This is a genomic window from Peteryoungia wuzhouensis (assembly GCF_003205195.1).
Lineage (GTDB): Bacteria > Pseudomonadota > Alphaproteobacteria > Rhizobiales > Rhizobiaceae > Allorhizobium > Allorhizobium wuzhouense.
Window position 1 is genome coordinate 251,506 of the sequence record NZ_QJRY01000005.1, and the last position, 22,789, is coordinate 274,294.

Annotated in this window: 22 protein-coding genes; 8 read left to right on the plus strand and 14 right to left on the minus strand. The window is 62.5% G+C overall.

What is annotated here, in order from left to right:
• Positions 1 to 9: 9 nt before the first annotated feature.
• Entirely contained in the window at positions 10 to 1,017 is a 1,008-nt protein-coding gene (locus tag DMY87_RS15130; RefSeq protein ID WP_110792457.1) for an ABC transporter permease, read from the plus strand.
• Positions 1,018 to 1,081: 64 nt separating this feature from the next.
• Here the strand turns inward: DMY87_RS15130 and DMY87_RS15135 are convergent, their stop codons facing one another.
• The 4 genes from DMY87_RS15135 to DMY87_RS15150 form a co-directional block, all read right to left on the minus strand.
• Positions 1,082 to 1,690 (minus strand): J domain-containing protein, encoded by a 609-nt coding sequence (locus DMY87_RS15135; protein ID WP_110792458.1) that lies wholly within the window; start codon positions 1,688 to 1,690, stop codon positions 1,082 to 1,084.
• Between the two features lie 220 nt (positions 1,691 to 1,910).
• Positions 1,911 to 3,185, minus strand: a complete 1,275-nt coding sequence (locus DMY87_RS15140) for an ABC transporter substrate-binding protein (RefSeq protein WP_110792459.1) — start codon at positions 3,183 to 3,185, stop codon at positions 1,911 to 1,913.
• Between the two features lie 27 nt (positions 3,186 to 3,212).
• The gene (locus tag DMY87_RS15145) at positions 3,213 to 3,875 is read right to left on the minus strand and encodes an alpha/beta hydrolase (protein ID WP_245408929.1); all 663 of its coding nucleotides are present in this window, start codon (positions 3,873 to 3,875) and stop codon (positions 3,213 to 3,215) included.
• Between the two features lie 14 nt (positions 3,876 to 3,889).
• Entirely contained in the window at positions 3,890 to 4,846 is a 957-nt protein-coding gene (locus DMY87_RS15150; protein ID WP_110792460.1) for a VOC family protein, read from the minus strand.
• Positions 4,847 to 5,075: 229 nt separating this feature from the next.
• Between DMY87_RS15150 and DMY87_RS15155 the strand changes: the two genes are divergently transcribed.
• On the plus strand, positions 5,076 to 6,053 hold the full coding sequence (locus DMY87_RS15155; protein WP_110792461.1) for a LysR family transcriptional regulator: 978 nt from the start codon (positions 5,076 to 5,078) through the stop codon (positions 6,051 to 6,053).
• A gap of 23 nt (positions 6,054 to 6,076) precedes the next feature.
• Here DMY87_RS15155 and DMY87_RS15160 read toward each other — a convergent pair whose 3' ends face one another.
• Positions 6,077 to 6,547, minus strand: coding sequence for an Lrp/AsnC family transcriptional regulator (locus DMY87_RS15160; RefSeq protein WP_110792462.1), 471 nt, complete (start codon positions 6,545 to 6,547; stop codon positions 6,077 to 6,079).
• 187 nt (positions 6,548 to 6,734) lie between these two features.
• On the opposite strand from DMY87_RS15160, the gene DMY87_RS15165 reads away from it, so the two are divergent.
• Genes DMY87_RS15165 through DMY87_RS15190 form a run of 6 tightly spaced genes read left to right on the plus strand, consistent with a single transcriptional unit; the run spans position 6,735 to position 11,976 of the window.
• Positions 6,735 to 7,529: an ABC transporter ATP-binding protein gene (locus DMY87_RS15165; protein ID WP_110792612.1), complete on the plus strand. Its 795-nt coding sequence runs from the start codon at positions 6,735 to 6,737 to the stop codon at positions 7,527 to 7,529.
• A 42-nt stretch (positions 7,530 to 7,571) separates the two neighbouring features.
• The gene (locus tag DMY87_RS15170; protein WP_110792463.1) at positions 7,572 to 8,342 is read left to right on the plus strand and encodes a transporter substrate-binding domain-containing protein; all 771 of its coding nucleotides are present in this window, start codon (positions 7,572 to 7,574) and stop codon (positions 8,340 to 8,342) included.
• 21 nt (positions 8,343 to 8,363) lie between these two features.
• The gene (locus DMY87_RS15175) at positions 8,364 to 9,089 is read left to right on the plus strand and encodes an ABC transporter permease (RefSeq protein ID WP_165826252.1); all 726 of its coding nucleotides are present in this window, start codon (positions 8,364 to 8,366) and stop codon (positions 9,087 to 9,089) included.
• A gap of 10 nt (positions 9,090 to 9,099) precedes the next feature.
• The gene (locus tag DMY87_RS15180; protein WP_110792465.1) at positions 9,100 to 9,789 is read left to right on the plus strand and encodes an ABC transporter permease; all 690 of its coding nucleotides are present in this window, start codon (positions 9,100 to 9,102) and stop codon (positions 9,787 to 9,789) included.
• A 20-nt stretch (positions 9,790 to 9,809) separates the two neighbouring features.
• Complete coding sequence (locus tag DMY87_RS15185; RefSeq protein ID WP_110792466.1) at positions 9,810 to 11,042, plus strand: trans-sulfuration enzyme family protein; 1,233 nt, start codon at positions 9,810 to 9,812, stop codon at positions 11,040 to 11,042.
• A 22-nt stretch (positions 11,043 to 11,064) separates the two neighbouring features.
• Positions 11,065 to 11,976: a homocysteine S-methyltransferase family protein gene (locus DMY87_RS15190; RefSeq protein ID WP_110792467.1), complete on the plus strand. Its 912-nt coding sequence runs from the start codon at positions 11,065 to 11,067 to the stop codon at positions 11,974 to 11,976.
• A 106-nt stretch (positions 11,977 to 12,082) separates the two neighbouring features.
• On the opposite strand, the gene glnT is transcribed toward DMY87_RS15190, so the two are convergent.
• From glnT to DMY87_RS15235, 9 genes are all read right to left on the minus strand, one after another.
• On the minus strand, positions 12,083 to 13,390 hold the full coding sequence (gene glnT, locus DMY87_RS15195; RefSeq protein WP_110792468.1) for a type III glutamate--ammonia ligase: 1,308 nt from the start codon (positions 13,388 to 13,390) through the stop codon (positions 12,083 to 12,085).
• Positions 13,391 to 13,478: 88 nt separating this feature from the next.
• Positions 13,479 to 14,807 (minus strand): FMN-binding glutamate synthase family protein, encoded by a 1,329-nt coding sequence (locus DMY87_RS15200; RefSeq protein WP_110792469.1) that lies wholly within the window; start codon positions 14,805 to 14,807, stop codon positions 13,479 to 13,481.
• A gap of 14 nt (positions 14,808 to 14,821) precedes the next feature.
• Positions 14,822 to 15,508: a GltB/FmdC/FwdC-like GXGXG domain-containing protein gene (locus DMY87_RS15205; protein WP_110792470.1), complete on the minus strand. Its 687-nt coding sequence runs from the start codon at positions 15,506 to 15,508 to the stop codon at positions 14,822 to 14,824.
• 30 nt (positions 15,509 to 15,538) lie between these two features.
• The gene (locus tag DMY87_RS15210; protein WP_110792471.1) at positions 15,539 to 16,444 is read right to left on the minus strand and encodes a class II glutamine amidotransferase; all 906 of its coding nucleotides are present in this window, start codon (positions 16,442 to 16,444) and stop codon (positions 15,539 to 15,541) included.
• An 89-nt stretch (positions 16,445 to 16,533) separates the two neighbouring features.
• A complete protein-coding gene (locus tag DMY87_RS15215) occupies positions 16,534 to 17,193 on the minus strand; it encodes a helix-turn-helix domain-containing protein (protein ID WP_110792472.1) in 660 nt (219 codons plus the stop codon).
• 21 nt (positions 17,194 to 17,214) lie between these two features.
• Positions 17,215 to 18,189, minus strand: coding sequence for a GlxA family transcriptional regulator (locus DMY87_RS15220; protein WP_110792473.1), 975 nt, complete (start codon positions 18,187 to 18,189; stop codon positions 17,215 to 17,217).
• A gap of 93 nt (positions 18,190 to 18,282) precedes the next feature.
• Positions 18,283 to 21,474 (minus strand): efflux RND transporter permease subunit, encoded by a 3,192-nt coding sequence (locus tag DMY87_RS15225; RefSeq protein WP_110792613.1) that lies wholly within the window; start codon positions 21,472 to 21,474, stop codon positions 18,283 to 18,285.
• Between the two features lie 50 nt (positions 21,475 to 21,524).
• Entirely contained in the window at positions 21,525 to 22,499 is a 975-nt protein-coding gene (locus tag DMY87_RS15230; protein WP_110792474.1) for an efflux RND transporter periplasmic adaptor subunit, read from the minus strand.
• 10 nt (positions 22,500 to 22,509) lie between these two features.
• Positions 22,510 to 22,710, minus strand: coding sequence for a YgaP family membrane protein (locus DMY87_RS15235; protein ID WP_110792475.1), 201 nt, complete (start codon positions 22,708 to 22,710; stop codon positions 22,510 to 22,512).
• Positions 22,711 to 22,789 lie beyond the last annotated feature (79 nt).

The following is a 22,789-nucleotide window of genomic DNA, read 5'->3' on the forward strand; positions in this document are numbered from 1 at the left end:
GAATACCAGATGCACAAGAAAGACATCGGCCTTGCCGTTCTCGTGGTTACCGTCGGGGCGATCGTCGCGCTGGTCAATCCACGCTTCCTGTCGCCGATCAATCTGGCAAATACGGCCAACCTGATCGGGCTGTTCGGGTTGTTCTCCATTGCGGAAGCCTTCGTCATCGTGACAGCCGGGATCGAGCTGTCGATCGGCTCGGTGATTGCGCTCTTGGGCGTGATCTTCATCGACCTGATTGCCTCCTACGGCGTACCCTGGCCGGTGGCGCTCGTCATCGTCATGCTGCTGTCTTTGCTGATAGGGCTCCTTCACGGCTGGCTGATCACCCGGCTCAAGCTGCAGCCCTTCGTGGTCACGCTCTGCGGTCTGCTCATCTATCGCGGTGTGGCGCGCTTCTACACGAAGGATGGAACGGCCGGATTTACCTTCGGCACGGATCTGCCGACACTCGAATATCTGTTTGTCGGACGCACCGCCGGCATTCCCCATTCGGTGATTGCATTTGCCGTCTTCGCGGTGCTGGCCTGGGCATTGCTCCATCGGACCGTCTTCGGGCGGCATCTGATGGCGGTGGGCAAAAACGAGGAGGCGGCGCGCTATTCCGGCATCGATACGCGGCGTGTCATTCTCCAGGCCTATATGCTGTGCATGTTCCTGACAGGTGTCTCGGCGGTGTTTTTCGCCATGTACACCAAGTCCGTCCAGCCATCCTCGCATGGCAATTTCTACGAGCTCTACGGTATCGCGGCGGCCGTGCTCGGCGGATTTTCGCTGCGGGGCGGCGAGGGATCGATCGTCGGCGTGGTTCTCGGCGTCGTCCTGCTGCAGGAATTGCAGAACCTCGTCAATCTGCTCGGCATCCCGTCTTCGCTGAACTTCGCCGTGATGGGGGCCGTGATCCTGGCAGGGGTGATCGCCGACACGCAATTCGTCGCCTATCGCGACAGGCGCCGCCAGGCCGCGGCAAGATCGGCCGCCAAGCTTGGCAGTGAGGCTCCAGCAAGCACGCGCTGACGGCTTCGAGCGCGCGGATCAGATCGTGTCGCGCGGTCTGCGGCAGAAATTCCCACGCGCTGTTTCAGCAGAAGCCGTTCAATTTCAGGATCTTGTGGGCGTCGATCGAGGCGCGGAGCTTGTCTTCGGAATCGCGATCCCCCTGATTGGCATCGGGGTGGTGCATCTTCAGCCGTTCCTTGTAGCGGCGTCGGATTTCCTCCGGCGTTGCGTCAGGTGAAAGATCGAGCGTCTCAAAGGCCTTTGCTTCCAGGACTTTCAGTTTGCGCTTCTGGAGGTCGGCGGCTGCGGCCTGTCGCTCGGCCGCAGCCTTGCGGGCATTCAGCGCCTTGGCGGAACCGGAGCGCGTTTTCAGCGGCAGCGGTATCTCCTTCGCCTGGGTGGTGGCGGTGCCAACAGTTGCGCGGGCGCCGCTTGCGGCTTCCCGCTGGTAGCGGGCCGTGACCGGGTCGGACAGGCTGGTCTGATAGTTGTAGCCCCTGTTATAGTCCTTCACATGCTCCTGACAGAAGAGCAGGTAAAGTCCGTCCGCATCGCAGCCAACCGGTGCACGGTGGGCGCCATGCTTCTCGCACCCGTCCCATTGGCATTTCGGACCGCTCTCGACGCGTTGTGCTACAGGCTTTTTCTTGGTCGACCGGAGGCCGACGAATATCTTTGAATCAGTCGTCATCCGGCCATATAGGGCAGTCTCGCCGCGCCGGGCAAGGACTATGACGCATAGCACACATACCGTGTGCGATGGGCATGGTCCCTTGGCCGGAAAACTGCTCGGCCTGCAAGGGTGGGGCGGGTCAATCGTTGCTCGTCTTTCCGGATCCGGTCCAGGTGCGGGACCGGCCAGATGGTGCCGGAATATGCCCGGCACCCTTTCTTGCGTGCGTGGATATTCGTCAGCTCAAGGCTTCCATCGTGCCGGCCGTGGGAATGTTCGGTGCCGTCTTGTTGTCGACGATGACGAGGTCGAATTTTCCGTCGTCCTTGCGGCGCCACTGCCCGCCGACGAGCGGCGTCTTGGTGACGTTCTTCGCCGCAAAGGGGGGTACGCCCTGGCCGTTCCACTCAACATGGCCGACGATGGTGTCGACCTTGGAGGCGGCGATGGCCGCTGCCACGCCTTCCGCATCGGTCACATCGCTGACGCGACCCATGACATCGGTCGCCATCTCGAACAGCGAATGGATAAAGCCGATCGGCTGGGTCCAGGGACGGCCGGTCTTGGCCGTGAAGTCGGCTGCAAGCTCGGCAGCACTCTGTCCTGTGAGAGACGACTTGAACGGATGCTGGGCCGACCACCAGACTTCGGAGGACAGATTGTGACCGGCGGGCCCCAGGGTTTCGACCGACTGCGGGAAGAGGATCGCCTTTGCGACGGTGAGTGCCTTGGGCGTGAAGCCCTGCTGCTTGGCTTGGTTCCAGAAGGTCGTGAAGTCCGGCGGGATGACGACGCCGGTGATGATGTCGCATCCGCCGTCCTTGAAGGCGTTGACCTGGGCGGTGAAGTCGTCCGTCAAATTCTGGTAACGGCCGGGATCGAGAAGACTGTAGCCCGCCTGTGTCAGACCCGGTTTCAGGCCGACATTCGGATCGCCCCAGGCGTTGCCGTCGGCATCGTTGGGAAACAGACCGCCGACCTTCTTGTTGGTGTCGAGCTGGTTCCACATGTTGGTGAAGACGGCAATGACGTCTTCCAGACCCCAGAAATAATGATAGGCGAAGTCGAAGGGTTTCCAGCTCTGCGGGTCGCCGGGATTGCCCTGTTGACCGATGAACCACGGCTGCCAGGGTGCCTTGGTGGAAATGCAGGGCACGCCTTCCGCCTCGCAGGTGGTAGCCACCGGATTGGTGGTTTCCGGCGTCGATGCCACCAGCATCAGGTTGATCTCGTCCGATAGGATCAGCTCCTTGGCGACATCCGCGGCGCGGTTCGGATTGGACTGGCTGTCCTTGACGATGACTTCGAAGTTCTTGCCCGCTTCGGTCGCGAGGAACGAGGCGATGTTATAGGCGTCGCTTTCTCCGAAGCTCGCCAGCGGTCCGGTTTGCGGACTGACATAGCCGAGCTTGATCTTGGCTCCCTGCGCGATCGCGGGGGCCGAAAGGCCTCCGAAGCCGTAGGCGAGCGTGCCTGCTGCGGTCGCCTTCAAGAGTTTTCTGCGCGTGATCATGCTGTCCTCCCCATTCTTGTCTGGTTTTCAGGCGGCGACGCGACCAAAGGGCCGGCTGCCGGTTGCAAGGTCCGCCAGGATGGCGTCGAGCGCTGCGACCTCCATCCCGGATGCCTGGTGCGGGCGTCCGGGAAAGAGTTCGCACCGAAGCTTCGCCCGCGCCCTCCCAAGCGCTTCGGAGGCTTCGGCAAAGGCCGAGACCGGGATCCACGGATCCTGGTCCGATCCGGTGAGATAGACCGGCAGGCCGTCGAGATCGGCAAAGGGCCTCTCGTCCGAGGGCTGGCCGACGCGGCAGCCGGTCAGATTGACCATGGCGCCGTTCCAGGGGCCGAATTTCATTGCATATTCCAGCGACAGGCAGGCCCCCTGGCTGAAGCCGCCGAGCACCAGCGGCTTGTGGCGGCCACCGACGTCGCGGATGTCCTCGATCAGCCCGCGCAGGTAGTCGAGCGACAGGCCGAGTTGCTCCCGTGTGCCGTCCAGAAGAGCATCGGTTGCGCGGGCCGCATACCAGCTGTTTCCCAAGGCCCGCGGCAGGCAGTAGGATATCCGGCCGGCCGAGAGCCGGCCGATGACCTGTTCCATCATGTCTTCGGGCGACTGGGTCCGCCCGTGCACGAAGACGCAGAGAACCTCGGCCTCGGCCGGGGAGACGCCGCAGCGGTGCGGCTCGCCATGGATTGCCATGCCGGCACCTCTCTTCAGAAGTCGGCTGGTTCGAGGCCGGCAATCAGTTCCTCCCGGCGATCCTCAAACCACGGCGGGAAGACGAGTGTCGAGCCGATGGCATCGGCCGGCTCGTCCTTGGCCCATCCGCCTTCGACAGACCATGCGATCTCGAAAAGCGCGCCGCCGGGCGAGCGGACGTAGCAGGACTTGAAGTAGTTGCGGTCCTTCTGGTCGGAGACGTCGGTGAAGCCAAGGCCTTCGATATGGGCCTTCAGTTTCAGCTGGTTCTCTTCATTGCCGGTGTTCAGCGCAAGATGATGGATCGTGCCGCCCGACAAGGTCCAGGTCCCTTGCGGTCCGGTCGGCTGGTGAATGACCTCCACCATGCTCGAAGGGCCGCCTGCATTGGGGACTGAGAACATCAGGCCCTCATCGCTGTCGGCTTCCTTCTTCATGCCGAGGGCGACCGTGAGGAAATCGTCCATGGATGTCCGGTCGAAGACGGCGACGGCCGCGCCATAGATGCCGCGGATGCCGTGGTGAGGGCCGATGCCCTGCTTTTCGTTGGTGATCGGGTCACGGGTGTCGGCCGGGCTTTCGACCAGTTCGTGTTCGATGCCGCAAGGATGGGCAAGCGCCACGCGGGTGATGCCGAAGCGGCTGGTCATTGCGGCCTTGATGCCACGCTCGTTCAGCCGGTTGACCCAGAACTCCGAGGAGCCGCGCGGGATCGAGAGCTGGATGATCTTCGACTGGTTCGTGCCGCGTTTGCCGTAAATGCCGGGCTTGCGGAAGGGGAAGGTGGTGACGATGGTCGAGGGATCGCCATTCTTCGCGCCGTAATAGAGGTGATAGACGGGGATCACGCCGTCGAAGAGCACCGTCCGTTTGATCGAATGCAGACCCAGCGTCTTGGTGTAAAAGTCATAGTCCTCCTGCGCCCCGTCGGTGCTGAGCGTGAGGTGGTGATAACCCGAAATGAATGACATGCGTTTCCTCCTCCAAATGCCGTCATGCGGACAAGCGGGGTCCGCAGACACGAACACCAGGAAACATCCCGAAGACAAAAGACCGGCTGCGATCGTCCTCCATGCGCACCTTCAGTGCAGCATCTCCCGAGCCCGTCACTCCTGCAGGATCCTCCCCATGCCGGGCGAATATACAGGCGATTGCCCCCTCTGTTGATAATATTGCTTATACCCGGTATAGCAATTTGTTATGAAAATAGACGAGAGACACCTGGTGCAGCTCGCTGCCGTCGCGGAGACCGGTGGGGTGACAGAGGGCGCGGCCATGCTGGGCATGACGCAGCCGGCGGTCTCGCGCACGCTCTCGATGCTGGAACGTCGCGTCGGCGAGCCCTTGTTCATCGCCGGCAAGCGGCCGCTGCAGTTGACGCCGCTTGGTCAGCAGCTGGCAATTCAGGGCCGCTCGATCCTGATCGCGTCGCGCAAGGCGGTCGACATCGTGCGCAGTTTCCAATCGGGGACATCCGGGCGGATCAAGGTCGGCGGCGTTCCCTTCTTCATGGATGCCGTCATCTCGCAGATGATCGCGTCGTTTCAGCTGCAGGAGCGCGACATTCTCGTCGAACAGTCCTATGGCAATATGCCGGATCTGTTGAACGAGCTGGAATCGAGCCAGATCGACATGGCGATCACGCCGATCGGCAGCCCGGAACTGCGTGCCGATTTCGAGTTTCAGCCGCTGCTGCCTGGCCGCAATGTGTTGACATGCGCCGTTGGCCACCCGCTGCTGCGCAAGCGCTCGCTCAGCATCGAGGACATCGTGACCTATCCCTGGGTCGCGCCGCTGCCGGGCTCACCGCTGGTGCTCGACCTCCACAATATCCTGATCACGCTCGGAATCTCCGAGCTTTCGATCCGCTATTCCGGCGGCTCCCTGCTGTCGGTGGTGAACTATATCGCGACGACCGATGCGCTTGCCATCCTTCCGCATTCGGTGGTGTTCTCCTTCCGCGGGCAGGACAAGATCTCGATCGTGCCCGTGGACATTCCGCAGCCGGAGCGCACGCTCGGCATCATCACGCGGCGCAAGACCTATCCCAATCCGGCCGGTCGAAAGTTCCAGGACCACATCGTACGGTCCTTCAAGGATCTCAAGACTGTCATCGAGCGTCACGAGAAATCGATCGTCTGGGGGCAGGGGCCCTTTCTGGCCGAACGGGAGCGCTGAGCGTCGCCATCCCCTGCTCAGGCTTAAGGCTTGATCGGGATCTGCAGGCCGATCTTGATGTCGCGCAGAACGACATTGGTGTTCATGCGCTTGATCTGCGGGTTTTCCGACATCAACTGGGCACTGATGTCGTCGTAATGCTCGACGTCGCGGGCGGTAATGATGGCGACGAGATCGACCTGGCCGGTCACATAGTAGACCTGCTGGATATTGTCCTGCTTGTCGGCCCAGCTGCGAAAGCGCGCCAGTGCATCGTAGTTGTCGCGCTCGATCTCCATGCCGGTGATGAAGGTCATCGGATAGTCGGTCGCCTTGCGGGAGATGACCGCAATTTCGGCCGTGATGATGCCGTCCGACCGCAGACGCTTCAGGCGGCGCTGGACTGCCGATGGGGAAAGGCCGACCCTGTCGGCAATCGCTTCGGCCTTCATCTGGCAATCGCGCTGGAGAAGGTCGAGAATGCTGCGATCGAATTGGTCCAGTTGTTCGACCATGGCCGGGTTCTCCTCCGCTTGCCGTGCCGCTTACCGGGTCCATCGGCACTTTGTGACCGTGGACGCGGATCATGGGCGTAGTTTGCGGCTTTCTGCGGCAATTCTGCGTGAAACGCAAGAAATGCGAAGAAAACACGCAGCAGTGGCCATCTATGGTCTTGCACCACCCAATGACCTCAGGACCCCGATGACGATCGCCGCGAGTGCTGCCCTTGATGTACGTGACCTTCACAAGAGCTTCGGCCCTCTGGAGGTCCTGAAGGGCGTGTCGGCCACGGCCAAACGTGGGGACGTGATCTCGCTCATCGGCTCGTCCGGCTCCGGCAAAAGCACCTTCCTGCGCTGCATCAACCTGCTCGAAACGCCCGATCATGGACGCATATTCGTCGGCGGTGAGGAATTGCGTCTGAAGCCATCGCGCAAGGGTGGCCTTGAGGCCGCAGACCGCAAACAGCTGGAGCGTTTGCGCACCGGCCTCGGGATGGTCTTCCAGAGCTTCAATCTCTGGGCCCACCGCACCGTTCTGGAAAACGTCATCGAAGCGCCGGTGCATGTGCAGAAGGTTCCCCGCCGCGAAGCGGTCGAGAAGGCGGAAGCGCTGCTCGCCAAGGTCGGGCTCTACGATAAACGCGACGCCTATCCGGCGTTTCTGTCCGGTGGCCAGCAGCAGCGGGCGGCGATTGCGCGTGCGCTCTGCGTCGATCCGGCCGTCATGCTGTTCGACGAACCGACCTCGGCGCTCGATCCCGAACTGGTGGGCGAAGTGCTCAAGGTCATTCGTGACCTCGCCGAGGAAGGACGCACCATGCTGCTCGTGACGCATGAAATGGCCTTTGCCCGGGATGTGTCGAGCCATGTCATGTTCCTCGATCGCGGTCGCGTTGAGGAGCAAGGGCCGCCAGAGCGTGTGTTCGGCGATCCGACCAGTGCCCGCTGCCGCGAGTTTACCCGCAGTCTCTCGGGCCGCACGGCCGGGCTTTGACCGTTCCATCCGATCATCTTCACTCAAAGGGGACCATCCGCCATGAAACTCATCTCCCTCCTTCTCGCCGGGGCTGCCTTTGCCGCAACCGCCGTCAGCGCCCAGGCCGAAGTGCGCTTCGGCATCATGAACGAGGCCTATCCGCCCTTCTTCGCCAAGGATGCATCCGGCACCTGGAAGGGGTGGGAAATCGATCTGATGAACGCGGTCTGCGCCGAGATGAAAGAGACCTGCTCGGTCGTCGACGTCTCCTGGGATGGCCTGATCCCGGCGCTGCAGACAAAGAAGTTCGATGTCATCTGGTCGTCGATGTCGATCACCGACGAGCGCCTGAAGACCATCGATTTCACTGACAAGTACTACAACACGCCAAGCAAGCTGATCGGGCCGAAGGACGCGGCGCCCGGTGCCTCGCCGGAAGCCGTCGACGGCAAGACCATCGGCATCCAGGTCTCGACGGTGCAGTCCGAGTATTTCAAGAAGTACTTCGCCGACAAGGCCGAGGAGCAGACCTATCAGACGCTCGACGAGACCTTTCAGGATCTCGCGGCCGGCCGCATCGACTATGTCTTCGGCGACGCCATTCCGCTCGCAGATTTCCTCAAGACCGATTTCGGCAAGGATTGCTGCGCCGACATGGGCGATGTTGCCGATGATCCGGCCATTCTCGGCATCGGCATCGGTGGTGGCCTGCGCAAGGATGACACCGAGTTGAAGGCCAAGCTGAACGCGGCAATCGCGGCCGTGCGCGCCTCTGGCAAATATGACGAGATCTCGAAGGCCTATTTCACCTTCGACGTCTACGGCCAGTAATCGGCAGGGTTCGGGGACGAGATGGCGACAGGATCGATGACGGCATGGCAATTGCTGGCGCTGGAGCCTCCGGGCTGGGGCGGCGCGCTGTTGACCGGTGCCGTCACCACCGTTGCCATCTCAGCCTCCGCCTTTGCCATCGGGCTCGTCTTCGGCCTCTTCGGCGCCGTGGGCAAACTCTCCGGCAACCGGCCGGTGGGCCTGCTTTTGAAGCTCTATACCGGCACCATCCGAGCGGTGCCGGAACTGATCCTGATCGTCGGGCTCTATTATGCCGGTACCGACGGGCTGAACCGGTTGCTTCTCGCTTTCGGCATGCCGCCGGTCGAGGTCAACGGTTTTGTCGCGGCGGTTGCGGTTCTGGGTTTCGTCCAGGGGGCCTATATGACGGAAGTGCTGCGCGGCGCGATCCTCGCCATCCCGTCGGGACAGATCGAGGCCGCGCGCGCCTTCGGCATGTCGCCCTTCCTGCGGTTCCGACGAGTGACCCTGCCGGCACTTCTGCCCAATGCGCTGCCGGGCATGGCCAATCTGTGGATGTCGGTGACCAAGGACAGCGCGCTGGTTGCCGTCGTCGGCTATCAGGAGCTGGCTCTCACCACTCGGCTCGCTGGTGCCAATACCAAACAGTATTTCCTGTTCTTCCTTGCGGCGGCGGTTCTCTATCTCGTCATTACGCTTCTTTCCAACCTCGTCTTCCACTGGCTTGAGCGGCGTGTGCGCCGCGGCCAGCGGCTGACGGCGTAAGGAGGCGCAAATGACATTCGACTGGCTTTCCAAATACTGGCCGCTTCTCGTCGACGGCGCCATCCAGACGGTGGCACTGCTCGTCATCTCTGTCGTGCTCGGTTTTATCCTGGCGATCGGGCTTGCCTTCGCCATGGTGAGCGGAGGGCCTGTCACGCGCATGCTGGCGCGGGGATATTCGACCGCATTCCGGGGTACGCCGCTGCTCATCCAGCTCTGGCTGCTCTATTACGGCATAGGCTCCCTGCTGCCGATGGTGCCAGGGCTGCGTCAGAGTTTCCTTTGGCCTGTTTTGCGCGAGGGCTTCTTCTTTGCGGCCCTGTCCTTCACGCTGAACTATGCGGCTTACGAGGCGGAAGTGCTGCGCGGCGCGTTGCTGTCCGTGCCGAAAGGTGAGTTGGAGGCGGGCCGGGCGCTGGGCATGAGCCGTTTCATGCTGGTCCGTCGGATCTGGCTGCCCCGTGCGATCCGCACCGCCCTTCCGACCATTGCCGGCGAGGTCGTGCTGCAGCTGAAGGCGACCCCGCTCGCCTTCACGGTGACAGTCATGGATCTCTATGCCGTCGCCTACAAGGTCCGGCAGGACACGCTCCTCGTCTACGAGCCGCTGCTCGTGGTCACCCTTTTCTACGTCCTGCTGACCGCTCTCATCACACGTGCCTTTGGCGTCGTCGAGGCGCAAGTGCCGATCCGCCGCTGAGCGGCTTTGAAAGAACAGCCATGTCGAAGACCTTCGTCACCCATCCATTGCCGCCCAGCGCCGGTCCCGAGACCCGCGCACTCGATGCCGGTCTGATCATCGATCCTGCAACGGGCGCGATCGCTCCCAACATTTCCATGTCGGTCAACAACGCGCTGATGCCGGGCGACGGGGCCTTTTCCGCCGATGGTGTCGAGGATCTGGCCGCACTTCCGTACCTCTATGCACGCTGGACCAATCCCACGGTGCGTCAGCTCGAACAACGGCTGGCGGCGCTCGAAGGCGCCGAGGATGCGCTTGCCAGTGCCACGGGCATGGCGGCGATTGCCGGCATGATGCTGACGCTGCTCAAGGCGGGGGACCACCTGATCGTCTCAGACGTCTGTTATGCCGGGGCGGCGGAACTCACCCAGCGCATTTTGCCGGATTTCGGCATCGCGGTGACGGCCGTGAACATGGCACGGCTTGATCTGGTCGAGGCGGCAATTCGGCCGAATACCCGGCTCATTCATTGTGAAAGCCCGGTCAATCCGATCCTGCGGATCGTCGATCTATCGGCCCTTTCGGCCATTGCTGCCCGTCATGGCGTACTGGTCTCTGTTGATTCCACCTTTGCCACCCCGGTTGCCACTCGGCCATTGTCGCTGGGCGTCGATCTCGTCATCCATTCGCTGACCAAATTCATCAACGGTCATGGCGATGCGCTCGGTGGAGCGGTGATGGGACGGCGGGAACTCGTGGCTCAGATCCGTGGACGTGCTGGCGTTTATCTGGGGGCAGCTCTGCCGGCCCAGTCCGCCTGGCTGATCATGCGCGGCATCGACACGCTGTATCCCCGTCTTCGCATGGCGTCGGAGACGGCGCTTGCGGTGGCGCATTTTCTGGAGCGCCATCCGCAGGTCGAGCGCGTTCTCTATCCCGGTCTGCAATCCCATCCGCAACATGAACTGGCCGGTCGCCAAATGGATGTGTTTGGCGGCATGATCGGTTTTCGCACACGCGATCCGAAAGCCACGGCCAGCCGGCTCGCCGAGCGGCTGCGGGTTGTCCACTACGCCTTCTCGCTCGGCCATCAGCGCAGCCTCGTCGTGTTGCTGGATACCGATGAGATGATGGCGTCGACCTATCGCCTGACCGGCGAAGCCCTTGCTGACTACCGCGCCTATGCCGGTGACGGGCTCTTCCGCCTGTCGATCGGTCTTGAAACCCCCGCCGATATCATCGCCGACCTCGACCAGGCGCTCACCCCCTGACCGCATTTGACGGAGACATTCCATGGCAGACACCCTCATTCTCGACGGCGGCATGAGTCGCGAACTCCTGCGTCTCGGCGCCGAACTCAAGCAACCGGAATGGTCGGCGCTGGCGCTGATGAACAGCCCCGACATCGTTCGGCAGGTGCATGAGGAATTCATCGCCGCCGGTGCCGATGTCGTCACCACCAATTCCTACGCGCTGGTGCCTTTCCACATCGGCGAAGAGCGCTTTCGGAAGGATGGAGCAGACCTGATCGCGCTGTCGGGCCGCCTGGCCCGTGAGGCCGCAGATGCAAGCGACCGCAAGGTCCTGGTCGCCGGTTCGCTGCCGCCGATCTTCGGTTCCTATGAACCGGAGAATTTCGACCCGTCGCGGGTGCAGGACTATCTGAAGGTCCTGGTCAACAATCTCTCACCGTATGTCGATGTCTGGCTCGGTGAAACGCTGAGCCTGATTGCTGAGGGCGAGGCTGTTCGTGAGGCGATCAAGGCCGATCCAAAGCCCTTCTGGATCTCGTTCACGCTGGCCGATGACGCGGCACAGGTGGCCGGTGGAGAAGCCAGGCTGCGCTCCGGGGAGACCGTCCAGGCTGCAGCGGAATGGGCTGCTGGGTCTGGTGCCTCGGCACTGCTCTTTAACTGCGCCAAGCCGGAGGTGATGAAGCGCGCAGTCGAGACGGCGGCGGCGGTGTTTGCCGAGAAAGGCGCCGACCTCAAGATCGGCGTCTATGCCAATGCCTTCGAAACCGACACGGACGAGAAGGCGGCCAACGAGGGGCTGCACGACACGCGCCAGGACCTGACGGGGGATGTCTATTCGCGCTTTGCCTGCCAATGGGCCGAGGCCGGCGCCACCATGATCGGCGGCTGCTGCGGCATCGGGGCGGAGCACATCCACACGGTTGCGACGGCTCTGCGTCGGGTGGCTTGAGACGCCTCTGGGCCTTAGGCTCTCTGCCGAACGGATGGTCGCTCCCAGCAAAGGGGGCAGTATCCGGGGCTGTCCCGGATACGGCCTCTGTCCTATTGAGGAGCCTTCAGACGTCGAGCGTCGTCTGACGCTCCCAGGCGGTGAACTGCGCGCAATAGCTGTTCCACTCGCCATACTTGAGCTTGATATAGGCGTCGGAAAACTCCTTGCCGAGCGCAGTCTGTAACTCCTGGTCCTTCTCATAGGCTCGCAGCGCATCGAGCAGGTTCAGCGGCAGCCTCGGCGCGTCCTTCACCGTATGGCCGTCGCGGTACATGTCGATATCGTAGTGCGGGCCGGGATCGGCGTTGTTCTTCAGGCCGCTCAAGCCTGCCGCGATGATGATGGCCTGGAGCAGGTAAGGGTTCACGGCGCCATCGGGCAGGCGGAGTTCAAAGCGACCAGGACCGGGGACGCGGACCATATGGGTGCGGTTGTTGCCGGTCCAGGTCACCGTGTTCGGTGCCCAGGTGGCGCCGGAGACAGTGCGCGGGGCGTTGATGCGCTTGTAGGAGTTGACGGTCGGATTGGTGATTGCGGCCAGTGCCGAGGCATGTTTCATGATGCCGCCGAGGAAGGTCTTGCCTTTGGCCGAGAGGCCGAAGGGCATGGCCTTGTCGGCGAAGGCGTTGACCTTGCCGTCAGTATCCCAAACGGAAATATGCGCGTGGCAGCCGTTGCCGGTCAGGCCCTTGAAGGGTTTCGGCATGAAGGTGGCGCGCAGCCCGTGCTTCTCGGCCACGGATTTCACCATGAACTTGAAGAAGGAGTGCTTGTCGGCCGTGACAAGCGCGTCGTCATACTCCCAGTTCATCTCGAACTGGCCATTCGCGTCCTCGTGATCGTTCTGGTAGGGCTTCCAGCCGAGTGCCAGCATGTGGTCGCAGATCTCCGCGATCACGTCGTAGCGGCGCATGAGGGCCTGCTGGTCGTAGCACGGTTTTTCCGCCGTGTCGTACTGGTCGGAGATGGTCTCGCCATCCGGTGAAATCAGGAAAAATTCCGGTTCAACGCCGGTCTTGATCCTGAGGCCGAGTGCCGATGCTTCGGCAACCAGTTTCTTCAGCACCACACGCGGTGCCTGTGCGACCGGCTGATCGTCCATCATGCAGTCGGCCGCAACCCAGGCGACGTCGGGCTTCCACGGTAGCTGGATGACGGACGAGGCGTCCGGGATCGCGAAGAGATCGGGATGGGCCGGAGTGAGATCGAGCCATGTGGCAAAACCGGCAAAACCCGCGCCGTCCTTCTGCATGTCGGCGATGGCCTGGGCGGGGACCAGCTTGGCGCGCTGGGCGCCGAAGAGGTCGGTATAACTGATCATGAAGTATTTGATGCCTCGCTCCTTGGCGAAGCCTGCAAGATCCTGTGTCACGTCGTTCCCCTGTTTTTATGGATTGAGACACATTGGTTGAAATGAAAATGGCCGCATCCGTGGGAGTCGGATGCGGCCATCAGGCGTTCTAGAAACCTCCCTTGCCGGGGTACCAGCCCGTGCCGGCAAGAGGCACCTGGGCCATGGCTGCGGCCTCCATCGTCAGTGCGCAGAGATCCTCCGGCTCGAGATTGTGCAGCTTGTTCTTGCCGCAGGCGCGCGCGATCGTCTGCGCCTCCAGCGTCATGACCTTGAGATAGTTCGCCAGCCGGCGCCCGGCCGCGACCGGGTCGAGGCGGGCAGCGAGTTCCGGATCCTGCGTGGTGATGCCGGCGGGGTCCTTGCCTTCATGCCAGTCGTCATAGGCACCAGCCGTGGTGCCGAGCTTCTGGTATTCCTCTTCCCATTTCGGGTCATTGTCGCCGATGGCCACGAGTGCTGCGGTGCCGATTGCGACCGCATCGGCGCCGAGTGCCAGCGCCTTCGCCACATCGGCACCGGAGCGAATGCCGCCCGAGATTACCAGTTGCACCTTGCGGTGCATGCCGAGGTCCTGCAGCGCCTGGACGGCGGGCCTGATGCAGGCGAGGGTGGGCATGCCGACATGTTCGATGAAGACGTCCTGCGTCGCGGCCGTGCCGCCCTGCATGCCGTCGAGCACCACCACATCGGCACCAGCCTTCACGGCGAGGGCCGTGTCGTAATAGGGACGGGCGCCACCGACCTTCACATAAATCGGCTTCTCCCAGTCGGTGATCTCGCGCAGTTCGAGGATCTTGATTTCCAGATCGTCGGGGCCGGTCCAGTCGGGATGGCGGCAGGCCGAGCGCTGGTCGATGCCCTTGGGCAGGTTGCGCATGTTGGCGACGCGGTCTGAGATCTTCTGGCCGAGCAGCATGCCGCCGCCGCCGGGCTTGGCGCCCTGCCCGACCACCACCTCGATCGCATCGGCGCGACGCAGGTCCTTCGGGTTCATGCCGTAACGGGAGGGAAGGTACTGGTAGACAAGTGTCTGGCTGTGGCCGCGTTCCTCGTCGGTCATGCCGCCGTCGCCCGTCGTGGTCGACGTGCCGGCGAGCGTGGCGCCACGGCCGAGCGCTTCCTTGGCATTGCCCGACAGTGCCCCGAAGGACATGCCGGCGATGGTGATCGGCGTCTTCAGGTGGATTGGCTTCTTGGCAAAGCGCGTGCCGAGCGTCACAGACGTGTCGCATTTCTCGCGATAGCCTTCGAGCGGATAACGCGAGATCGACGCGCCGAGGAAGAGCAGGTCATCGAAATGGGGAACCTTGCGCTTGGTGCCGGCGCCTCTGATGTCGTAGATGCCGGTTGCGGCCGCACGGCGGATTTCGGCGAGCGTGTAATCGTCAAAGGTTGCGGACTTGCGCGGCGGAGTAAAGGGGTTGTGGTAGCTCATGGCTTGTCCTCGCCTCAATACGCGTCGGCGTTGTCGATGTTGAAATTGTAGAGCTTGCGAGCCGAGCCGTAGCGCTTGAACTCTTCCGGCTTCACATCGGTGATGCCGGCTTTGGCGAGCAATTCGGCGAGCTTTTCCAGATGCTTCGGCTTCATCTGCTTTTCGATGCAGTCCGCCCCGAGGCTTTTCACCGATCCGCGCACAAAGAGCTTCGCCTCGTACAGGCTGTCGCCCAAAGCTTCGCCGGCATCGCCGCAGACGACGAGGTGGCCCGACTGGCCCATGAAAGCCGACATGTGGCCGATGGAGCCACGCACAACGATATCGATGCCCTTCATCGAGATGCCGCAGCGGGAGGCGGCATTGCCCTTGATGACGAGCAGGCCGCCGCGCCCCGTGGCGCCGGCATATTGGCTGGCGTCACCTTCGATGACCACGGTGCCCGACATCATGTTTTCCGCAACGCCCGGACCGGCAGAGCCATGGATGGTGACGGTGCCGCCGTCGTTCATGCCGGCGCAGTAATAGCCGACGGAGCCTTTCACCTCGACCGTGACAGGCGCATCGATACCGACTGCGACGGCGTGGTGGCCGCGTGGGTTCACGACCTCGAACAGGGTGTCATTGGTGCCGGCGCCGAGGGCGTGAAGCGCGCTGTTCAGGTCTCGGAGCGGGGTTTGGGAAAGGTCGAAAACAGGCATTCAAGAAACTTTCTCGGATGGGGGCGTGGATCAGGCGGCCTTTTCGTGGTCCCAGAAATAGACGGTGGCCGGCTCCGGTTCCCAGACGCGGGCAGTCTCAATGCCCGGAAGGTTGACCAGCGCCCGGTATTCGGAGCCGAAGGCGACATACTGGTCGGTCTCGGCCATGACGGCCGGCTTGCAGGCGATCGGGTCGCGGACGACGCCGAAGCCGGTTTTGGTGCCGACGACGAAGGTGAAAAAGCCGTCGAGATCGTCGAGTGCGCCGGTCAGCGCTTCACCGAGATCCTTGCCTCTGGCCATCTCGGCTGTGAGATAGGCAGCGGCCACTTCCGAGTCATTCTGCGTCTCGAAGGACATGCCCTCGCGGACGAGTTCGCGGCGAAGATTGTTGTGGTTGGACAGCGAGCCGTTGTGGACGAGGCACTGATCGGCGCCGGTGGAGAAGGGATGGGCTCCGAGCGTGGTCACCGCGCTCTCGGTTGCCATGCGGGTGTGGCCAATGCCATGGGTGCCGCCCATTGCGCGCACGCCGAAGCGCTGGACGACATCCTTCGGCAGACCGACCTCCTTGAAGATCTCGACGCTCTCGCCCGAGCCCATGATGCGGACGCCGGGGCGGATCTCGGTCAGAACAGAGCGGATGTTTGCCAGATCGGACTTGTCGATCGAGATCACCGCGTGCGTGCTCTTCACGGTGACGTCGGCTTTGAGGCCCGCTTTGGCAAGGTCTCCTGCGAGGCCGGCAAAATCCGTATCCGGCGCGGCCGACTGGATCGTCACCTTGGCCTTGCCGCCACTGGCATCTCCATAGATGGCGATGCCGGCGGAGTCTGGGCCGCGGTCGGTCATGGTGATCAGCATGTCCGACAACAGGGCTCCCAGTTGGGGTTCGAGCGCCTTGTCCTTGAGGAACAGTCCCACGATGCCGCACATGGCCGCGATCTCCCTTGTTGCTGGAACAAGGAGTAGCAGCGGTGTCTCATTCAATCAATCCTTAGGAAACTATTTTTCCTGAGGGGTAATTATTTCTGTTGGGGATATGAGATGATCGAGAGGTAGCGGGCGGGCAGTTTCACCAGTTCTTCCGGTCCATGGGGGGCATCGGCATCGAAGAACAGGCTGTCGCCGGCCTCCATCCGGTAGAGCCTGTCGCCATGGCGATACACGACCTCGCCCTCGAGCATGTAGAGGAACTCCATGCCCTCGTGCTGGAAGGTCGGGAAGATGTCGGATGAGGCGTTGAGCGTGATGAGATAGGGCTCAACGATGACGCCTGACGTGTTGTTCTCGATATGGCCGAGCAGGCTGTAGTGATGGCCAGCGCGCGTTCCCCGCCGTTCCAGGTTGACCCCTTCTCCGGCCTTTACAAAGCTTGCGCTGCGCGGCTCCTCGAAGCCCCGGAAGAACGAGGTGATCGGCACGCCGAGCGCCTTGGACAGCGCCTGCAGGGTGGTCAGCGAGGGCGAGATGTTGCCGTTCTCGATCTTCGACAGCATGCCCACGGACATTCCGGTCGCGGCCGCCATATCGGCAACGGTGATGCCGAGCTTCTTGCGGAAGGTGCGGACCTCGTGGCCGATCGCCATTTCCAGATTGTTGGCGCGGGGCTCGCGGACCGCATGAGGGTCCTGGGCAAGTGGCGGCATGCTCGTTCCGGGGCTAGCCTTTGCGCTCTTCGCCATCGTCCCTCTTCCTTCCAAACTTTAACTCATGCGTTTGTTTGCTCTAGCGGATTTCGGCGTCATGCCAAAATGGTCTTTGAAGGCCTTGGAGAAATGCGAGGCGCCGGAAAAGCCGGTGGCGAAGGCGAGTTCGGAGATCGATAGCGGACTTTGCTCGAGCAGGCGGCGGGCGTGGTCGAGGCGAATGCGGTGATAGGTGGTCTGGAAGCTGACGCCGAGATGTTCGGCAAACAGACGGTCCAGGTGGCGAGGGCTCACGCCCGCGAGCCGTGCCATGGCCGCCCGGTCGAGCGGCTGCTCTATGGTCGCTTCCATCTTTTCCAGGACGGAGATCAGGCCCGGATGGTGGGTGCCGAAGCGTTCGCTGGAGGAGCCGCGCTGCGGGTCCGCCGGTTCGGCAACCGCTGTGTGCAGATACCAATCGCTCACTCGCCGCGCAAAAGCCTGGCCCATGCGGCTGGCGATCAGCGCGTGCATCATGTCGAGGGGGGCCACGCCGCCGCCGCAGGTGACCCGGTCGCCATCCAGCACATAGCGAGCTTGACGTGGGGCCAGTTGCGGAAAGGCCTCGCGCATGGCGGGGGCATGCTCCCAATGGATGGTGAAGTCGCGTCCGTCGAGCAGTCCGGCTGCGGCCAGAAGATAAGCGCCGCTTGAAATGCCGCCGATGCGCACACCCTGGCGTGCCAGCCGGCGGAGGATGGGATGAAGAACGGCCGTGTCCCTCCAGTCGTCAGGATTGCCGCCTGCCACCACGAAGATCGTGTGGCAGCGGGTCCCGATGGCGGCAAGGTCCTGGCAGGGAAAGGCAAAACCGGACGAGGAAGTCACCGCCTTGCCATTCATCGACAGTGGTACTGTTTCATACAGGGCTGTCTGGGCAATGAGGTTTGCGGCTCGCAACGGTTCCGTCGCGGATGCAAAGGACATCAGGGCAAAGTTCTCAACGAGAACGAAGCCATAGGTTTGCGTTGTGAGAGAGACATCAGGGCGCATGGCCTCTTTGTATGCATAAATGTCTCAATCCGGCAATTTCTCCGATCAGGAGGTGGGCGGCACCAGGAAAATCCCTGGTGCCGCCGTGCGCTATCACGTCCGCAAGACTCGGTAGATGGCGGGAATGACCAGCACCGTGAGCAGGGTCGAGGAGATCAGACCGAAGAGCAGCGAGATGGCCAGCCCCTGAAAGATCGGATCGGTCAGGATCACGGCGGCTCCGATGATCGCAGCGAGTGCGGTCAAGAGGATCGGCTTGAAACGCACGGCCCCGGCCTCGATCAGCACATCGGTCAGCGTTCGCCCTTCGTGATCCGCATGGCGGATGAAGTCGACGAGCAGGATGGAGTTGCGGACGATGATGCCGGCAAGCGCGATGAAGCCGATCATCGAAGTTGCCGAGAAGGGCGCACCGAACAGCCAGTGCCCACCGAGAATGCCGATGAAGGTGAGCGGAACCGGCGTCAGGATCACCAGCGGGATCTTGAAGGATCCGAACTGGGCGACGACCAGGATGTAGATCCCGAGAAGCGCGATCATGAAGGCGGCGCCCATGTCGCGGAAGGTGACCCAGGTCACTTCCCACTCGCCGTCCCAGAGCAGGGTCGGGGCAACTTCGCTGTGTGGCTGGCCATGCAGGGCAATGACGGGTTTGGGCAGGCCGGTCCAATCCTGGGCATCGATCGCCTGCTGGACGGCGAGCATGCCATAGAGCGGTGCCTCAAAGCTGCCGGCCAGTTCCGCCGTCACCATTTCGGCATTCATGCCGTTGTGACGGAAGATCGGAAGCGAGGTCATCTCGTCGGTGACGCGGACGACATCGCCGAGTTCGACCACGCCCTTGCCGCCGGGCAGGACATTGGCCGGCATCGGGGTCGCGAAGAAGCGTTCGTCGATCACCTTGTCGCTGCGTGGGCGTTCCAGGCGGATCGGGATCGGCGGGTGGCCCTCGCCGCGATGGGAGTAGCCGATGGTCTTGCCGTTCGAGAGGATTGCGATCGTATCGAAAACGTCGCTTTCCTCGACATGGTAGAACTCCGCATCGTCGGTCGAAATCGTCAGCCTCTTGCGCGGGGCTTCGACACCATAGGAGTTGTCGATGTCGACGATGAAGGGCACCGAGCGGAAAGCGTCTTCGACCTTGGCTGCTACCGCGCGGCGGATGGCAGGTGTCGGACCATAAATTTCAGCCAGCAGTGTGGCCATGACGGGCGGTCCCGGGGGCGGTTCAACGACTTTGAGGCTGCTGCCTTCGGGGACGGCGATGCCCTTGATCCGCTCCCTGATGTCGAGTGCGATGTCGTGGCTGGTGCGGTCGCGATTGTCCTTGGGTGTCAGGTTGATGGCGACGTCGCCTTGATTGGAAGCAGACCGCATATAGGACTGCCGCACCAGACCATTGAAGTTGTAGGGGGCGGCCGTTGCGGCATGGGTTTGCACGGAGGTGACCTCCGGCAAATCGAGCACCAGACGCGCGACGGATTGCGCGACGGCGTCCGTTGCCTCCATGGTCGATCCTTCCGGCAGATCAATGCTGACCTGCAGTTCCGACTTGTTGTCGAAAGGCAGGAGTTTGACCGTCACATGCTTGGTGTAGAACAGCGACAGCGAGCCGAGCGTGAGCAGGCCCACGAGAGCGAGAAACACCCAACTGTGTGTCTTGCTGGCGAGGATCGGCCTTGCCACACCCGCGTAGAGCCGGCCCAATCGGCCACCGTTTTCGTGATCGGCTCCCTGCCCATGGATTGGAGCATTCCCCGAGACCTTCAGCATGAGCCAGGGCGTGACGATGACTGCGACGAAGAAGGAAAAGACCATGGCGGCCGATGCATTGGCCGGAATAGGGCTCATGTAGGGACCCATCAGGCCGGAAACGAACAGCATCGGAAGGAGCGCTGCCACCACAGTCAAGGTTGCGACGATGGTGGGATTGCCGACCTCGGCGACGGCCTCGATGGCGCTGCGGCGACGCGAGCGGCCGTCACCCATGCCCCAGTGGCGCGCGATGTTCTCGATGACGACGATGGCGTCGTCGACGAGAATGCCGATCGAGAAGATCAGTGCAAACAAGGACACACGGTTGAGCGTGTAGCCCATCAGCCAGGAGGCAAAGAGCGTCAGCAGGATGGTGACCGGGATGACGATGGCAACGACAAAGGCCTCGCGGCGACCGATCGCCAGCCAGACCAGGGCAATGATCGAGACGGTGGCAAGGCCGAGGTGGTAAAGCAGCTCATTGGCCTTGTCGTTGGCGGTCTCGCCATAGTCGCGCGTTACCTCCACGCCGACTTCCTCGGGGATCAGGTTGCCCTTCAGGGCTTCGACGCGCTGCATCACGGCTTCGGCGACGACGACGGCATTGGCTCCGGCGCGCTTGGCGATGGCCAGGGTGACGGCCGGGACACGTTCGATCTTCTCTCCGGTCTTGCTGAGGTTCGAGACCAGTGCGTCGCTCGTATCGGTGGCAAAGGCAATGGTTGCCACATCGCGCACGTAGACGGGTCTGCCATCGCGCGCGGTCAGAAGCAGGTTGCCGATCTCGGCGGGGGTGGAGAGCGTGGCGCCTGCCATGACGTCGATCTGCTGTCCGTTTCCACGGACCTGCCCGGCGGGCGAGGCGGAATTGGCGCCGCTCACCTTGGCCGCGAGCTGTTGCAGCGTGATCCCGTAAAGCGCCAGGCGCTCCGGTTGTGGCGAGATGCGCAGAATTTCACTGATCTCGCCGACGAGATAGGTCAGCCCGACATTGTCGACCTTGGCGATTTCGTTGCGCACTTCGCGGGCAATCCGGGTCAGATCGTTCGCGGAGACCCGATCTGCGGCATCCGCGTTCGGCCGAAAGGTCAACGTCGCGATGGCGACGTCGTCGATGCCGCGGCCGACCACTTTCGGTTCGGCGATGCCGACCGGGATGCGATCCATGTTGGCGCGGACCTTGTCGTGCACCCGGAGCACGGCGGCATCCGGGGATGTTCCGACGACGAAGCGGGCCGTCACGACAACCTGGTTGTCCATCGAACGGGAATAGATGTGCTCGACGCCGTTGATGCTTTTGACGATGGTTTCCAGAGGCTCGGTCACAAGCTTTTCCGCGTCGTCGGCCTTCAGTCCGGGCGCCTGGACGGCGATGTCGACCATGGGCACGGAAATCTGCGGCTCTTCCTCACGCGGCAGGGACATCAGGGCAACCAGACCGAAGGCCAGCGCTGCGATGAGAAAAAGCGGTGTGAGCGGTGACTTAATGAAGAAGCGCGTGAGATTGCCGGCGATGCCGAGGCCTGTCATGGGGGCGTCATCGGCTTCAGGAGCGTCGGGAGTCTGCTTGATGGGATCGGTCATGGGGTCACCAAGATATCGCCTTCGACCAGACCGGACAGGATTTCGACTGCCGGCTTTCCTTCGCTCTCGACCGGTTCACCGGCCAGAACGGCACGCTGCACTGTGCCGTCAGTCTCTTTGACCGTGACGAAATCAACGCCGGCATGGGTCGTGATCGCATCTGCGGGCACCAGGATTGCCTGTCGTTGACCGACCGGCAACTCGACGAGGACGCGGCCGCCGACGAACTGGGTATCCAGGTTTTCCACTTCGACATCCGCCGTCACCCTCCCGCCGTCGATCAAGGGATAGATCTTGGCGAGGGTGCCGGTCAGGGGCGTGCCAGCAGCATCGATGCGGATCGGCGACCCCTGGCGCAGATCCTGCGCATGGCGTTCAGGAACGGCCAGCCTGAGGAAAAAACCGCCGCTTGCGATCTCGGCGATGGTTTCACCGGCCATAGCCACGGCATCCTTGGTGGCAGGCACCGAGACCACCCGTCCGTCGGACGGGGCAATCACGGCGCCTTCCGCCGACTGCTGCACGATCACGGACCGTTGGGCTTCTGCGGTTCCGATCTGGTTGGTGATCACGTCCGTCTGCGTGCGCAACTGGTCGAAGCGCTGCGTGCTTGTCGCACCGCTTCGCACGAGGCGCTCGGCACGATCGAGTTCTGCCCTGGCATCTTTCAAGGATGCCTGCAGGCCCAGCAGCTGGGCGTCAATGGCCTTGATCTGGAAGTCGAGTTTATCGTCCTTGATCTCGGCGATGACGTCCCCGGCCTTGACGATGTCGCCCTCCGTCACGCGCAAATCCGCGACAGTTCCGCTCAGCCGCGCGCGGGCTGCTACGCTGATACGGGGCTGGATCTGGCCGTAGACGGCCTTCATCTCCGGAATGGTCACGGGCTTGATCGTGATCTCCGCCGCATCGGCCGCAGCGCATATGCCGGCGGACAGGGCGAAGGTCAGGGCGAGGGAGGGGACGTTCATCGACAATACCTCAGAAGGCGGCGCCCGGACGGATGCCGAGTTTGCGGAAGATCGTTGCCGCCGGGCAAAACCCGGTAAAGGCGGACTGGATCAGGTTCAGGCCGATGAAGACGGTGAACCAGACAAAACCTGCATGGACGAAATGGGTCAGAAGCAGGGATGCAAGGACCATGAAGCCGGCAAAGGCGAGGACGGCGCGATCGATTGACATTGTTGTCTCCTTAAATTCGTATCTACGATACTATGTAGATAAAGAGCAGCCGGAAGTCAATGCGATTGAAGCCGGATCC

Bases quoted from the DNA above. Each gene is read 5' to 3' on its own strand.
- DMY87_RS15130 (WP_110792457.1), top strand. From the start codon at position 10: ATGCACAAGAAAGACATCGGCCTTGCCGTTCTCGTGGTTACCGTCGGG.
- DMY87_RS15135 (WP_110792458.1), bottom strand. From the start codon at position 1,690: ATGACGACTGATTCAAAGATATTCGTCGGCCTCCGGTCGACCAAGAAA.
- DMY87_RS15140 (WP_110792459.1), bottom strand. From the start codon at position 3,185: ATGATCACGCGCAGAAAACTCTTGAAGGCGACCGCAGCAGGCACGCTC.
- DMY87_RS15145 (WP_245408929.1), bottom strand. From the start codon at position 3,875: ATGGCAATCCATGGCGAGCCGCACCGCTGCGGCGTCTCCCCGGCCGAG.
- DMY87_RS15150 (WP_110792460.1), bottom strand. From the start codon at position 4,846: ATGTCATTCATTTCGGGTTATCACCACCTCACGCTCAGCACCGACGGG.
- DMY87_RS15155 (WP_110792461.1), top strand. From the start codon at position 5,076: ATGAAAATAGACGAGAGACACCTGGTGCAGCTCGCTGCCGTCGCGGAG.
- DMY87_RS15160 (WP_110792462.1), bottom strand. From the start codon at position 6,547: ATGGTCGAACAACTGGACCAATTCGATCGCAGCATTCTCGACCTTCTC.
- DMY87_RS15165 (WP_110792612.1), top strand. From the start codon at position 6,735: ATGACGATCGCCGCGAGTGCTGCCCTTGATGTACGTGACCTTCACAAG.
- DMY87_RS15170 (WP_110792463.1), top strand. From the start codon at position 7,572: ATGAAACTCATCTCCCTCCTTCTCGCCGGGGCTGCCTTTGCCGCAACC.
- DMY87_RS15175 (WP_165826252.1), top strand. From the start codon at position 8,364: ATGGCGACAGGATCGATGACGGCATGGCAATTGCTGGCGCTGGAGCCT.
- DMY87_RS15180 (WP_110792465.1), top strand. From the start codon at position 9,100: ATGACATTCGACTGGCTTTCCAAATACTGGCCGCTTCTCGTCGACGGC.
- DMY87_RS15185 (WP_110792466.1), top strand. From the start codon at position 9,810: ATGTCGAAGACCTTCGTCACCCATCCATTGCCGCCCAGCGCCGGTCCC.
- DMY87_RS15190 (WP_110792467.1), top strand. From the start codon at position 11,065: ATGGCAGACACCCTCATTCTCGACGGCGGCATGAGTCGCGAACTCCTG.
- DMY87_RS15200 (WP_110792469.1), bottom strand. From the start codon at position 14,807: ATGAGCTACCACAACCCCTTTACTCCGCCGCGCAAGTCCGCAACCTTT.
- DMY87_RS15205 (WP_110792470.1), bottom strand. From the start codon at position 15,508: ATGCCTGTTTTCGACCTTTCCCAAACCCCGCTCCGAGACCTGAACAGC.
- DMY87_RS15210 (WP_110792471.1), bottom strand. From the start codon at position 16,444: ATGTGCGGCATCGTGGGACTGTTCCTCAAGGACAAGGCGCTCGAACCC.
- DMY87_RS15215 (WP_110792472.1), bottom strand. From the start codon at position 17,193: ATGGCGAAGAGCGCAAAGGCTAGCCCCGGAACGAGCATGCCGCCACTT.
- DMY87_RS15220 (WP_110792473.1), bottom strand. From the start codon at position 18,189: ATGCGCCCTGATGTCTCTCTCACAACGCAAACCTATGGCTTCGTTCTC.
- DMY87_RS15225 (WP_110792613.1), bottom strand. From the start codon at position 21,474: ATGACAGGCCTCGGCATCGCCGGCAATCTCACGCGCTTCTTCATTAAG.
- DMY87_RS15230 (WP_110792474.1), bottom strand. From the start codon at position 22,499: ATGAACGTCCCCTCCCTCGCCCTGACCTTCGCCCTGTCCGCCGGCATA.
- DMY87_RS15235 (WP_110792475.1), bottom strand. From the start codon at position 22,710: ATGTCAATCGATCGCGCCGTCCTCGCCTTTGCCGGCTTCATGGTCCTT.